Annotated in this window: 14 protein-coding genes; 10 read left to right on the top strand and 4 right to left on the bottom strand. The window is 73.8% G+C overall.

Annotation, left to right across the window (positions count from 1 at the left end; genetic code table 11):
- Positions 1 to 110 precede the first annotated feature (110 nt).
- The 4 genes from AC0680_RS22035 (at position 111) to AC0680_RS22020 (ending at position 2,928) form a co-directional block, all read left to right on the top strand.
- Positions 111 to 608 carry a hypothetical protein gene (locus AC0680_RS22035; RefSeq protein ID WP_478631270.1) on the top strand — a complete coding sequence of 166 codons (498 nt, stop codon included), beginning with the start codon at positions 111 to 113 and terminating at the stop codon, positions 606 to 608.
- A gap of 2 nt (positions 609 to 610) precedes the next feature.
- Positions 611 to 1,522: a phosphatase domain-containing protein gene (locus AC0680_RS22030; RefSeq protein WP_478631268.1), complete on the top strand. Its 912-nt coding sequence runs from the start codon at positions 611 to 613 to the stop codon at positions 1,520 to 1,522.
- A 118-nt stretch (positions 1,523 to 1,640) separates the two neighbouring features.
- Complete coding sequence (locus AC0680_RS22025) at positions 1,641 to 1,988, top strand: DUF1330 domain-containing protein (RefSeq protein WP_478631294.1); 348 nt, start codon at positions 1,641 to 1,643, stop codon at positions 1,986 to 1,988.
- A 133-nt stretch (positions 1,989 to 2,121) separates the two neighbouring features.
- Positions 2,122 to 2,928: an ATP-grasp domain-containing protein gene (locus AC0680_RS22020; RefSeq protein ID WP_478631266.1), complete on the top strand. Its 807-nt coding sequence runs from the start codon at positions 2,122 to 2,124 to the stop codon at positions 2,926 to 2,928.
- A gap of 10 nt (positions 2,929 to 2,938) precedes the next feature.
- Here AC0680_RS22020 and AC0680_RS22015 read toward each other — a convergent pair whose 3' ends face one another.
- The gene (locus AC0680_RS22015; RefSeq protein WP_478631262.1) at positions 2,939 to 3,697 is read right to left on the bottom strand and encodes an aminoacyl-tRNA hydrolase; all 759 of its coding nucleotides are present in this window, start codon (positions 3,695 to 3,697) and stop codon (positions 2,939 to 2,941) included.
- 241 nt (positions 3,698 to 3,938) lie between these two features.
- Between AC0680_RS22015 and AC0680_RS22010 the strand changes: the two genes are divergently transcribed.
- Genes AC0680_RS22010 through AC0680_RS22000 form a run of 3 tightly spaced genes read left to right on the top strand, consistent with a single transcriptional unit; the run spans position 3,939 to position 5,922 of the window.
- The gene (locus AC0680_RS22010; protein WP_478631260.1) at positions 3,939 to 4,910 is read left to right on the top strand and encodes an ATP-binding cassette domain-containing protein; all 972 of its coding nucleotides are present in this window, start codon (positions 3,939 to 3,941) and stop codon (positions 4,908 to 4,910) included.
- 14 nt (positions 4,911 to 4,924) lie between these two features.
- Complete coding sequence (locus AC0680_RS22005) at positions 4,925 to 5,593, top strand: ABC transporter (protein WP_478631257.1); 669 nt, start codon at positions 4,925 to 4,927, stop codon at positions 5,591 to 5,593.
- Positions 5,594 to 5,640: 47 nt separating this feature from the next.
- Positions 5,641 to 5,922, top strand: coding sequence for a hypothetical protein (locus AC0680_RS22000; protein WP_478631254.1), 282 nt, complete (start codon positions 5,641 to 5,643; stop codon positions 5,920 to 5,922).
- An 82-nt stretch (positions 5,923 to 6,004) separates the two neighbouring features.
- Here AC0680_RS22000 and AC0680_RS21995 read toward each other — a convergent pair whose 3' ends face one another.
- On the bottom strand, positions 6,005 to 7,372 hold the full coding sequence (locus AC0680_RS21995; RefSeq protein WP_478631252.1) for an alkaline phosphatase PhoX: 1,368 nt from the start codon (positions 7,370 to 7,372) through the stop codon (positions 6,005 to 6,007).
- An 88-nt stretch (positions 7,373 to 7,460) separates the two neighbouring features.
- Positions 7,461 to 8,114, bottom strand: coding sequence for a TetR-like C-terminal domain-containing protein (locus AC0680_RS21990; RefSeq protein ID WP_478631249.1), 654 nt, complete (start codon positions 8,112 to 8,114; stop codon positions 7,461 to 7,463).
- Between the two features lie 52 nt (positions 8,115 to 8,166).
- Here AC0680_RS21990 and AC0680_RS21985 point away from each other — a divergent pair, with 52 nt between their 5' ends.
- Positions 8,167 to 9,165, top strand: a complete 999-nt coding sequence (locus AC0680_RS21985; protein ID WP_478631246.1) for a hypothetical protein — start codon at positions 8,167 to 8,169, stop codon at positions 9,163 to 9,165.
- Positions 9,166 to 9,204: 39 nt separating this feature from the next.
- On the opposite strand, the gene zapE is transcribed toward AC0680_RS21985, so the two are convergent.
- A complete protein-coding gene (gene zapE / locus AC0680_RS21980; RefSeq protein WP_478631244.1) occupies positions 9,205 to 10,329 on the bottom strand; it encodes a cell division protein ZapE in 1,125 nt (374 codons plus the stop codon).
- Positions 10,330 to 10,396: 67 nt separating this feature from the next.
- Here zapE and AC0680_RS21975 point away from each other — a divergent pair, with 67 nt between their 5' ends.
- Positions 10,397 to 11,221, top strand: coding sequence for a pyrimidine reductase family protein (locus AC0680_RS21975; protein WP_478631241.1), 825 nt, complete (start codon positions 10,397 to 10,399; stop codon positions 11,219 to 11,221).
- A 156-nt stretch (positions 11,222 to 11,377) separates the two neighbouring features.
- Complete coding sequence (locus AC0680_RS21970; RefSeq protein WP_384431734.1) at positions 11,378 to 11,851, top strand: indole-3-glycerol phosphate synthase; 474 nt, start codon at positions 11,378 to 11,380, stop codon at positions 11,849 to 11,851.
- The last annotated feature ends 66 nt before the right edge of the window (positions 11,852 to 11,917 follow it).

Here is an 11,917-nt window from a genome sequence, read left to right as displayed (position 1 = left end):
CCCCCCCCCCCCCCCCCCCCCCCCCCCCCCCCCCCCCCCCCCCCCCCCCCCCCTTTTCCCCCCCCCCCCCCCCCCCCCCCCCCCCCCCCGGTACCGACGCCGAGGGCTTCGTGCTGCGCTTCGCCTCGGGCGTACGGGCCAAGGCCAAGCTCGCCGAGTACGTACGGCTGCACAAGGTGCTCACCGGTGTGACGGAGCGGGACATCTGGCGCGGCCACGGCATCCAGCGCTTCGCCGCTCTGCCCGCCAAGCAGGTGGCCCAGGCGCTGGGATGCTCGGCGGCCGACATCGAGGCGTCCGGCGGCCGGCCCCTGGACGCGCTGCTGGAGCAGGTGCCCGACGAGTTCGACGCCTGGGTGCACGAGGTGATCGCGCGGATCGAGAAGGACGTGGCCGACCGCGAGCACGCGATCGACGAGGCCTACCGCTCCCTGGCCCACCTCGCCGGCGACCGCGGCGCCTTCGCCCGCGCCGCGCAGGCGCTGCCCGACGCCGCCGTCCGGCCCGCCATGTTCCAGCGCCTGGACGGGCGTCCCACGGAGCTGGTGACGTACCGTTCCCTCCGGCCGGAGGCATCCGACCCTTTCAAGAACGACGAGGAGAACTGACCGTGCCCGAAGTACACGTCATGACGGGGCTCCCGGCCTCGGGCAAGACGACCGCCGCGCGCAGGCTGCAGGCGGAGTCCGAGGGCCGGATGCGCCGGGTGAACCTCGACGACCTGCGGACCATGCTCGACATCCCGGCGCCCGAGCGCCGGTCGTACGCGCACGAGCAGACCGTGCTCGCGATCCAGGACGCGGCCGTACGGGCCGCCGTCGACGACGGCTTCGACGTCGTGGTGGACAACACGCACCTGACGCCCCACATCCCCAAGCGCCTGAAGGCCGCCGTGGGCGGACAGGCCGCCTTCGTCGTGCACGACTTCACCGACGTCCCGGTCGAGGAGTGCATACGGCGCGACGCCGCGCGCGACCGCACGGCCGGTGAGGACATCATCCGGCTCCTGGCCGACAAGCACGCCAAGGCCAGGCAGGGCGGCTGGCGGCTCACCGCGGAGTGGTTCAACGACGAGGTGCCGGTCGAGCCGTACGCCGCCGACCCGGCCCTTCCGGCGGCGGTGCTGTGCGACATCGACGGCACGCTCGCCATCAGGGGCGACCGCGGCCCCTACGACTTCTCCCGCTGCGGCGAGGACCTGCTCAACGTCTCGGTGCGCGACGCCCTGCGCTCCTTCCAGCGCGCCGACGACGACGTCGTCGTCCTGCTGTCGGGACGCGGAGAGGAGCACCGCGAGCGGACCGAGGAGTGGCTGCGCCGGCACGACGTCCCCTACGACGAGCTGTGGATGCGCGCCGCCGGCGACGGCCGCCGTGACGACGTGGTGAAGGCCGAACTCTTCGACCGCCATGTCCGCCACCGCTTCGCGGTGCGCGTCTCCCTGGACGACCGCGACCGCGTCGTCGCCGTCTGGCGCCGGATGGGCCTGCCGACCTGGCAGGTCAACTACGGCAATTTCTGAGCGGAGTCACGGCGCGGCGGGCACCGCGGCGACCAGCGCGAAGCCCTCACCCCCGGCGGGTCCGCATGCCATGATCGTCGGCATGACGGAGCCCAACCGAACGGAACGGAAGGACGCCATGCCCGCCTATGCCATAGCCCACCTGCAGGAAGCCGCTCCGCACCCGGAGATCGCCGAGTACATCGAGCGCATCACCGCGACCTTCGAGCCGTACGGCGGCCGCTTCCTCGTGCATGCGGCGCAGCACGAAGTGAAGGAGGGCGGCTGGCCCGGGCACGTCGTGCTGATCGGCTTCCCCGGTATCGCCGAGGCGCGGGCCTGGTGGGACTCACCCGCGTACCAGGAGATCGCACCGTTGCGCTCGCGGCACATCAAGGGCGACATCATCCTGGTCGACGGCGTCCCCGAGGGCTACGACGCGACCACCACCGCCCAGGCGATACGGGAGGCCCTGCCGGCCGAGTAGCCCTCCGGCCCTGGGGTGCGGGCCGGGACGCCCACGCCAGGTCGGGGGACGGGTACAGGGCTTTTGGGGTGGGCCGGCGGGGCTCCGGTATTTCGGTGGGAGACCTGCCGGCCCTCCGCCATGATCGACGCTTATGACTCTCGTTCTGCCACCCCGGCTCACCGCCTCGGCGGAGGCGGTGCGCGACGCCGCCCACCGTCGTGGTCTGCACACGGTGCAACTGCCCACGTTCGCGGTACCCGACGGACTGCGCGCCGGTCACCTGCACGCAGGGCCGAGCTTCGCCGACGTCGTGGCACCCGCACTCGGCATCGCCCTGCTGCAGGCACCCGAGGACTGGCTGGCGCGCCTGCCCTACGCGTACACGCGGCGAGAGGTCCTCGCCATGCCGATCCGCGAGGCGTACGCGCTGCGTCGCCCCGCGTTCATCAAGTCCCCGAACGACAAGGAAATACGGGCAGTCGTCTACACCGACGGCTCCCGGCTGCCCGGTCCGGACCAGCTGGACCCGCAGACACCCGTGCTGGTCAGCGACGTGGTGGAGTTCGCCGCCGAGTACCGGCTGCATCTGCTCGACGGTGTGGTGCACACCGGCAGCCAGTACGCCGAGCGGGGAAGGCTGCGTCTGGGGCCGCTGCCCGCCGACGCGTCGGCCTTCGGCGCGGAGTTGCTGGCCGGTTGCGGCCATACGCTGCCCACCGCCATCGTCGTCGACGTGGGAGTGGTCGACGGACGCTGGGCCGTGGTCGAGGCCAACGCCGCCTGGGCCAGCGGTATCTACGCCGCCGACCCGCAACGTGCCCTCGACGTCGTCCTCCGGGCCACCGGGCCGGTCGGCGCCGTCGGCACACGCGACCGCCCCTACCTCCGCACCCCGGCGGCGAGTCACCGGTCCATGCCGCGGTCCGCTTCTCCAGAGGGCTGCCACGGGGCGGGGTGACGGACCATGGCTACTGCGGGAGGGGCCGCGGCAGCGCCTTGCGCAGCGCGGGGTGGTCGGCGACCACTGTGCAGGAGCCCGGGGCGATCTCCGTGAAGCCCGCATCGCGCACCACGGGCAGCCCGCTGCGGGTCAGCGCCTCCCAGCGCGTACGCTCCGCGGACCGGACGGCCAGCGGGAACCCCGCCGCGCGCCAGGCCGACCGCTCCTCCTCGGACAGCTCCCACCACGCCAGCTGGGCGCCGTGCCCGGCCTGCGCCATCTCCTTGCCCGCCGACATCTCCAGCTCGGGGTTGAGCCACAGCACCGGCAGCCCCTCAGCGGGCGCCTTCGGCGGCTGCGGGTCGTCCAGCTCCGTGCCCGAGACCTGGAGGCGCGCCAGGTCCTTCGGCCAGCCGTCCAGCGGCACCGGCGGATAGACCCGCACCTCGGCGCGGTCACCGCCGACGGTGATGCCCGGCAGCGCCTCGGCCCGCCGCCACTCCGCGCCGCGCGCCCGCCGCACCACCTTCCGGATCCGGGCGTCCTGCCAGGCCCGCACCGCCCCGGCCCACTCGCCGTCCCCGGCCGACCGCTCGTCCGACAGCAGCACCAGCACCGCCCGCGCGGCCGTCTCCAGCGCGTCCGTACGCGCCGGCGGCTCGGCCCGCTCTATCCGCGCGACCAGGGGCAGCACGAACTGCGGCGCCGCGTCCCGGTCGGTCTCTGCGTGCTGGAACGGGCTGCTGGAGCCGTTGCCGGGCTGCCCGGCGGTCTCGGTGCTGGTCACCCGACCAGTCTGCCAGCCACCACTGACAACCCCGGCGCCGGCCTCGCGGCCGGTGAGGCCGGTACGGGGCGGGCCGTCCGCGGAGGGCGGCGGGCGGCCAACTGCACTCCACGGGCCCCGGGTTCACGCCGTACGCGGCTGAGCGCGGTGCGTACCCGCAGGCGCACCGGGCGGCCGCTCCGGCTACCGTCGGGACGGCACGGCGGCGGAGGAAGCCGGAGGCAGTGGAGGTGCACAGCGGATGAGGCTGGACGGGGTGGGGCGGCGCTACGGGGTGCGCGGGCCCTGGGTGCTGAAGGACGTCCATCTGGACGTGCCCGCGGGTGCGCTGCTGCGCGTCGAGGGGACCAACGGGAGCGGAAAGTCCACCCTGCTGCGGCTGTTCGCCGGCATCGACCGCCCCAGCACCGGGCGGATCACCGGCCGGCCGCGCAGCGCTTACGTACCCGAACGCTTCCCGGCCGCCATGCCCTTCACCGCCGTCGGCTACCTCACCCACCTCGGCCGCATCCACGGCGTACCCGGCTCCGAAGCGGCCCGCCGTGCCACCGAGTGGCTCGAACGCTTCGGCGCCGCCGGGCATGCGCATACGCGACTGGGCGAGCTGTCCAAGGGGACCAGCCAGAAGGTCGCGGTCGCCCAGGCCCTGCTCGCCGAGCCCGAACTCCTCGTGCTGGACGAGGCCTGGACCGGCCTGGACCGCGGCGCGCGCGAGGTGCTCGACCGCGCCGTCGCCGAGCGGGTCGCGGCCGGTGGCACGGTCGTCTTCGTCGACCACGACCCGCACCGGCTGGCCGGCGCGGCCGACGCCCGCTATCGGGTCGCGGAGGGGCGGCTGCTGCCCCAGGAGGAGGGCGGTGGGCCCGCCGCGGGCGCGGTGGCGGCGAGCGGTCCGCGGGTGATCATCGACGTGGAGGGCCCACCGGGGAGCGTGCCGGCGCCTGGTGGGGCGGCGGCGCGGGCCGGTGGAGGGCCCGGGCATCCCGCTGGGGCGGCACGGCTTCCCGGCGGGCCGGAGATCGCGCCGGGCCCGGACGGCGCGATCCGGCTGACGGTCGCGGCCGCCCACTCCGACGCCCTGCTGCGGGCCCTGCTCGCCGCCCGTCCGCCGTGGCACATCCGCTCGGTCGCCCCGGCTCCGGGCCCGGCTCCGACGCGCCCCGCCCCGCCCGCTTCCGGCTCCGCCCCGTCCGCCCCGACTCCGACACCCTGAAGAGGCCCCTCCCTGTGATCGCGCTCCTCCGCTACCAGGCCGCGCTGCTCATCGGCTCGCACCGCTGGCTGCCGCCGGTCATCTGCTACGCCGCCTTCCTCGCCATCGGCGTCCAGAGCGGCGGCCCGATCCTCGACGCGTTCGGCTACGCCGCGGGCGGCCTGCTGCCCGTAGCGGTATGGCTCACCCGGGTCTGTGTCACCAACGAGCCGTCGGCCGCCCGCAACTGCGCCGCGGCCGCCGCCGGGCCCGGCCGGGTGCACCTGGCCGGTGTGCTCACCGCGGCCGGTGCCGCGACGCTGCTGGCGCTGCTGGGTACGGCGGCGGCCGTGCTGCTGTCCGACCCGCGCTCCACCGACCACCGCGTCGCCGTCCCGGTTCTGCCCGCGGCCGCCGCGGGGCTGCTCGCCGCGCTGGCCTGCCTGCTGATGGGCACCGCGATCGGCGCGCTGTGCAACTGGCCGGTCCTGCGCAGCCCCGCCTGGAGCATCCCGGCAGGTCTCACCGCCGCGCTGCTGCTGCTCGTCCTCGGTGCCTCGCCCGCCAACGCCGCCGTCACCGGCCTGGTCACCGGCTCCCTCCACGGCACGATCAGCACCCCCTGGCTCCCGCTCGCCCTCACCTTCCTGATCGCAGCCGCTGCCACGGCCGCCGCCTGCGCCCTCAGCTCCCGCCGCAACTGACCCGCGCGGGGCCCGTGCTCGCGGGGCGCGGGCGTACCCTCGGCACCATGGCAGGCACCGACGTTCCCCCGACCACCAGCGCCGATACGACGACCGGCACGGAGCCGACGACCAGCCCGGATACGGCCGGCCGCGCGGGCACGACCGGCAACGGAGGCGCGACCGGCGCCGCGGGCACGACCGCCGCCGCCGGCCCGACAGCCCCCGTGCCCCGCGCCGACTGCCTGCACTGCGGCCGTCCCACCGAGTACCCCGCCGACCGCCCCGGCATCGTGCTCTGCCCGGTGTGCGAATGGCAGGAGGCCCAGCGCACCGCCTGCTCGGGGTGACCGGCCGCCGCACGGACGCCGCGCGCGACCGGCCACCCCATGGGTCAGCCTGGTCCCGCCGCGTCGGCGCCGGCCCGCCGCATCAGTGCTGCCACGGCCCGGTCACCGCGAACGTCGTCCCCGGTGTGTAGCAGTTGACGTACATCGTGCGGTGGTCGGGTGAGAAGGTCACGCCGGCGAATTCGCCCCACTCCGGCTTCTGCGGGGTGCCGATGTTCTGGCGGCCGCGCGCCATCGCATAGACCTCGCCGTGCCGGGTGAGGCCGAAGACGTGCTGGGCCCCCTCGCCGTCCTCGCAGACCATCAGGCCGCCGCTGGGCGCCAGGCAGATGTTGTCGGGGGACTCGCCGGGAAGCTGCAGATCGGTGTCGGGCCCGAAGACGACGACCTGGGTCAGGCGCCGCCGCTTCGGTTCGTACTTCCAGACCTGGCCGTAGTGGTCCGCCGCCGAACCGTCGTCGCGGTGCGCGAAGCTGGAGACGAAATAGACGCAGGAGCCGCCCCAGTAGCAGCCCTCCAGCTTCTGGGCGTGGGTGATGCCCTGGGGGCCGAAGTCCTGGAAGCGGATGGGGGTCCGACGGGCGAGCGGGTCGGGGACGTCCACCCACTCCACGTGGTCGAAGGTGGTGCCGGGCTCCTGGATGGTGGACAGGTCGGGCACTCCGGGGACGCGCAGGGCCTGCAGACGGCCGCCGGCCCGGAGCGAACCGCGCCCGCCCATCGGCTTGTTCGGCAGAAAGCGGTAGAAGAGCCCGAAAGGCTTCTCGAAGGCGTCCTCGGTCTCGTAGACCGTGCCGGTGCCGGGGTCCACGGCGACGGCCTCGTGCTGGAAGCGCCCCATGGCGGTCAGCGGGACGGCTCCCGTCCGGCGGGGGTCGTACGGATCGACCTCGAAGATGAAGCCGTGGTCCTTGGTGTAGTTCTCCTCACCGGCCCGGAACTCGGTCTCCTCACAGGTCAGCCAGGTGTTCCACGGGGTGTGACCGCCCGCGCAGTTGGTGGAGGTACCGGCGATGGCGACCCGTTCGGAGCGCACGGTGTTGTTCCGGTCGAGCTCCAGGGCCGTGCAGCCGCCCTCGCCACCGGGGTCGTACGTCAGGTCGCGGACCCGGGGGACGGCGGAGCGGGAGCCGGTGCGGTTCTCGTGGTTGCGGACCAGGTGGGTACCGCCGTGGCGGCCGGGGAAGGCGGCCATACCGTCGCAGTTGCTGGGCACCTTGCCCTCCCCGGAGGGCAGCGGGTCGCCCTCCTTGGAGAGGACCTGGTACCGGAAGCCCTTGGGCAGATCGAGCAGACCGGCCGGGTCGGGGACCAGCGGGCCGTAGCCGCGCCGCCCCATGCTCTGGGCGGTCGCGGTCCCGGCGAAGATCTCGGTGACGTTTCCGGAGAAGGCGAGGGAAACCCCCAACGCGCCGGCTCTGGTCAGAATCTGACGTCGTGTCGCAGACATGGGCCACTCCCTGTTGGCGGACAGGTGATGTAACCCGCTTGTGTGTACCACGCACCCGCGCCGCCGGGAACCAGGCGGCGCGGGCCGGTCACTCTTCCCGTTCCGCCGCGGAGTCCGCGGTCCGGGAGCCGGCCCGGCCGTAGTGCGCGATCAGCGGGAGGAACACCTCGTCGACCATCGCGGTGACGTCGGCTTCCGAGGGTGCGCGATGGGTGATCAGCATCCCGCTGGCCACGAGGGTGATCGGAAGGGCGGCGACCCGGGCGGGGATCCGGGACGGGTCGAGCTCTCCGCGCCGGGCCGCGCGGCCGAGCACCTGCGCCATCGCGCCCCCGTCGGCCTCGCGCGAGCGCTCCGCCATGAAATCGCCCAGGTCGGTGCCGCGGGTCCGGCTGTCGGTGAGCACCTCCAGGACGGGGGTGATCGCCGACAGCCGGGTGGTGATCTGGTCGAGCAGCGCGAGGACGTCGGTGCGCAGCGCGCCGGTGTCCGGTGGCGGCGGGGGCAGTGGCGGTGTGCGGTGCCGCAGGGCGGCCAGGGCCAGGTCGCGGCGCTCGGGCCAGCGCCGGTAGAGCACCGTCCGGCTGGTGCGGGCGCGGGCCGCCACGCCCTCGTACGTCAGGTCGTGGTAGCCGACGGCGAGGAGTTCCTCCCAGGCGGCGTCCAGCAGGGCGGCTTCCAGTGCGGCGCCCCTGCGTCGGCGCCCCGGGGGCGACGCCTCACTGTTCACATCTTTAGGCACAGTGTGTATCTTACGTGGCGGATAAGATACGCGACGAACCTTAAGGGGTGCCATGCGTGGCAAGGGCGTGCAGTACGACACCGGAACGTTTCCGAACGGCGACACCACGAACCCCCGATTCACCCCCGACCTCGCGGCGCGCGACATGCGGGTCATCGCCGAGGACCTGCACTGCAACACCGTGCGCATCACCGGCGGCGACCCCGGGCGGCTCAGCGCGGCGGCCGAGGCCGCGGCGGAGGTCGGGCTCGCGGTCTGGTACTCGCCGTTCCCCTGCGAGATGACGGAGGATCAGCTCCTGCCGTACTTCGTCGAGTGCGCGGACCGCGCCGAGGAACTGCGGCGCCAAGGGGCCGATGTCGTACTGGCCACCGGCTGCGAGATCAGCATCTTCAACCGCGGCTACCTGCCCGGCGAGACCTTCAACGACCGTATGGAGCCGCTGCGGGCCGCACCGGAGGTACGTGAGAAGGCGCTCGCCGCGATCCCGGAGCCGGTCAACGCCTTCCTCGCCGAGGTGGCCGGGGCCGTCCGGCCGCGGTTCGGCGGCCCGCTCAGCTACGCGTCGATCCCCATCGAGCACGTCGACTGGACGCCCTTCGACCTCGTCGGCGTCGACGCGTACCGCAGCAGCCGCAACGCCGCCACCTACCGCGAGGACCTGCGGGCGTACTTCGCGCACGGCAAGCCGGTCGTGGTCACCGAGGCCGGCTGCTGCGCCTACCGCGGAGCCGGGGACATGGGTGCGGCCGGCTGGCTCGTCGTCCAGCCGGACGGCACCGTCACACCGGGGACCGTGCGCGACGAGGGCGAACAGGTCCGCTACATGGACGACTTGCTGCCGCTCTTCGAGGAGGAGGGGGTCGACACGACCTTCTGGTTCAGCTTCGTCTGCTACGCCCTGCCGCACCGCAAGGATCCGCTCCGGGACGAGGACCTGGGGTCGTACGGCATCGTCAAGGTGCTGGACGGGGAGCGCGGCGACGCCGCCGTGCCCTGGGAGCCGAAGGAGGCCTTCCACGCCCTGGCCCGGCACTACCGGAAGTCGTAGACCTCCCGGTGGACCGGCCGGCCAGGGCCCGGAGTTCCCCTACGGCGCCTCGTCGGCGACCAGCGGCTTGGCGTCGCGGGCCAGCGCCGTCAGGCGGGAGATCGCCCGGAAGTACTTCTTGCGGTAGCCGCCGCGCAGCATCTCGTCGCTGAACAGCTCGTCGAAGGCCTTGCCGGAGGCCAGTACGGGCACCTCGCGGTCGTAGAGCCGGTCGGCGAGGACCACCAGGCGCAGCGCGGTGGACTGGTCGGGGACCGCCTGGACGTCGGTGAGGCAGACCGCCTCGATGCCGTCGCACATCGCGCCGTAGCGGCTGGGGTGGACCTTCGACAGGTGCTCCAGCAGGGAGGGGAAGTCGTCGAGCGAGGCGCCGGGCGTGCGGTAGGCGGCGCGGGTGACGGTCTCGGTGTCGTACGGGGCGGGGGCCTCGGGCAGACCGCGGTGGCGGTAGTCCTCGCCGTCGATCCGCAGTGGACGGAAGTGGGCGCTCAGGCCCTGGATCTCGCGCAGGAAGTCGGCGGCGGCGAAGCGGCCCTCGCCGAGCTTGCCGGGCAGGGTGTTGGAGGTGGCGGCCAGCGCCACGCCGGCGTCCACCAGCTTGCCGAGCAGGGTGGAGACCAGGACCGTGTCGCCGGGGTCGTCCAGCTCGAACTCGTCGATGCACAGCAGCTTGTGGTCGCCGAGCGTGCGGACGGTCTGCTGGAAGCCGAGCGCGCCGACGAGGTTGGTCAGCTCGACGAAGGTGCCGAAGGCCTTGCGTTCGGCCGGGGCCGGGGTGGCGTGCCACAGGGAGGCGAGCAGGTGCGTCTTGCCGACGCCGTAGCCGCCGTCCAGATAGACGCCGCGCGGACCCTTGGGGGCCGCCGGCTTCCTGGCGAACCAGCGCCGCTTCGCGGTGCCCGCGCCCGTCCCGGCTTCGATGCCGTCCGCGAAGTCGCTCAGCACCTGGACGGCCTCGGCCTGGCTGGGCTGCCGGGCGTCGGGGATGTAGGTGTCGAAGCGGGCGTCCTGGAAGCGTGGCGGCGGCACCATCTCGGCGACCAGGCGGTCGGCCGGGACGTGCGGGGCGCGGGAGGTGAGCGCGGTGGGCGCCACGTCGTCCCCGTCGGCCGGCGGTCCGGCTATCGGGTCGGGCTGAGGGGAAGAGGGCTGGGAAGGCGACACAGCCGTCCAGCCTATCTCCTCGGCGGTATCCGCCGGGCCGCCGGGCGAGGCATGTCACACTGCCGCCATGCGACGCCTGTTCCCCCTCCCCACCCCGCCCGCGACCTCTCCTGACGGCACCCACGCCGCGGCGCCGCCGCCCGGTCCGGAGGACCGCGAGTGGACCCTGGACGAGCTGGCCGAGGCCTACGCGTATCCGGCGCCGGACGATCCGGCGCGCGCGCGGCGGGGCGGCTGGCTGCGCGCCAACATGGTGTCGTCGATGGACGGCGCGGCGCATCACGAGGGCCGCTCGCAGCCGCTCTCCGGCGACGCCGACATGCGGATCTTCGGGGTGCTGCGGGCGCTCGCGGATGTCGTGGTGGTGGGTGCGGAAACGGTACGGCAGGAGGGCTACCGGCCGGCCCGCGCTCGGGAGGCGTTCGCCGCCCGGCGGGCCGCCGCCGGCCAGGGCCCGGCCCCCGCCATCGCCGTGGTCACCGCCGGTCTCGGGCTGGACTTCGGTCTGCCCCTGTTCACCGAGCCGCTGGTCCCCACCCTCGTGCTGACCGGTGCGGGCGCGCCGGCGGACCGGGTGGCGAAGGCCCGGGAGGCGGGGGCCGAGGTGCTGTTCGCCGGTGAGGGACTGGGTGTCGATCCGGCCCGGGTGGCCGGGGTGCTGGCCGCACAGGGGTACGCCCGGCTGCTCACGGAGGGCGGACCGCGGCTGCTGGGGCAGTTCGCGGCGGCGGGGGCGGTGGACGAGATGTGTCTGACGCTGGCCCCGGTGGTCGCCGTGGGTGCCGCGCCGAGGATCATGGACGGACCGGCCGTCCCGGTTCCCGAGCGGTTCGTCCTGGCGTCCGTATTGGAGGAGGCCGGGTTTCTCTTCACTCGCTACCGTCGGTCCTGACAATCGGCGGAATTATCTGTTCCGCTTAGCTTCCTTTGGGCACACTAAAAGCCAGCAGTCCCGTGTGGCGACGGGGCAGGATGGTTTCTGTCGGGCACCGCGCACCGCAGTGCCCCGAAGAGAAGAAGGGCGTCCGTCGTGTTCACGAGCGTATTGATGATCGAGAAGCCACTGACGCCCGCCGACGTGGAGTTCGTGACGACCCTCCACGGCGACGACCCGATGTCGTTCGTCGTCCTGATGCAGCCGCGCGGCAAGCAGGACGTACTGCTGCGGGCCATCGACGACGTGGCCCTCGGCGAGTTCGACGACGCCGTACGGGAGGGCGAGGAACCGGGCGGCAGCGCGGCGGACGCCCCCGCCGACCTCGCCCTGTCCCACACCCTGCAAGCGCTGCGCGACGCGGGTGCGGAGGCCATCGGACAGGTGGTCGAGGCTCACCCGCTGGACCTGCTGCGCTCCGTCGTCGACGAGACCGGCGCGGACGAGGTGATCGTGCTGACCACACCGCACTTCGTCGAGGAGTTCTTCCACCGAGACTGGGCCTCCCGCGCCCGCCACAAGGTCGGCGTCCCGGTGCTCAAGCTCTTCTCGCACGCCGCGGACGACCAGCCCCAGGGGTCTGCCTGACCTCGTGTGCGCGGTGCCGGTACGCCACCCGGTTGGCGTACCCGCACCCCGCGCGGGTTACGGGGC

Source organism: Streptomyces sp. NPDC043738, from assembly GCF_056436545.1.
This window is presented reverse-complemented; position numbering and strand designations above follow the sequence as displayed.

What these genes read in the sequence shown, in the direction of transcription:
- AC0680_RS22025 (WP_478631294.1), top strand. Translation starts at nt 1,641, where the DNA reads ATGCCCGCCTATGCCATAGCCCACCTGCAGGAAGCCGCTCCGCACCCG.
- AC0680_RS22020 (WP_478631266.1), top strand. Translation starts at nt 2,122, where the DNA reads ATGACTCTCGTTCTGCCACCCCGGCTCACCGCCTCGGCGGAGGCGGTG.
- AC0680_RS22010 (WP_478631260.1), top strand. Translation starts at nt 3,939, where the DNA reads ATGAGGCTGGACGGGGTGGGGCGGCGCTACGGGGTGCGCGGGCCCTGG.
- AC0680_RS22000 (WP_478631254.1), top strand. Translation starts at nt 5,641, where the DNA reads ATGGCAGGCACCGACGTTCCCCCGACCACCAGCGCCGATACGACGACC.
- AC0680_RS21995 (WP_478631252.1), bottom strand. Translation starts at nt 7,372, where the DNA reads ATGTCTGCGACACGACGTCAGATTCTGACCAGAGCCGGCGCGTTGGGG.
- AC0680_RS21985 (WP_478631246.1), top strand. Translation starts at nt 8,167, where the DNA reads ATGCGTGGCAAGGGCGTGCAGTACGACACCGGAACGTTTCCGAACGGC.
- AC0680_RS21975 (WP_478631241.1), top strand. Translation starts at nt 10,397, where the DNA reads ATGCGACGCCTGTTCCCCCTCCCCACCCCGCCCGCGACCTCTCCTGAC.
- AC0680_RS21970 (WP_384431734.1), top strand. Translation starts at nt 11,378, where the DNA reads ATGATCGAGAAGCCACTGACGCCCGCCGACGTGGAGTTCGTGACGACC.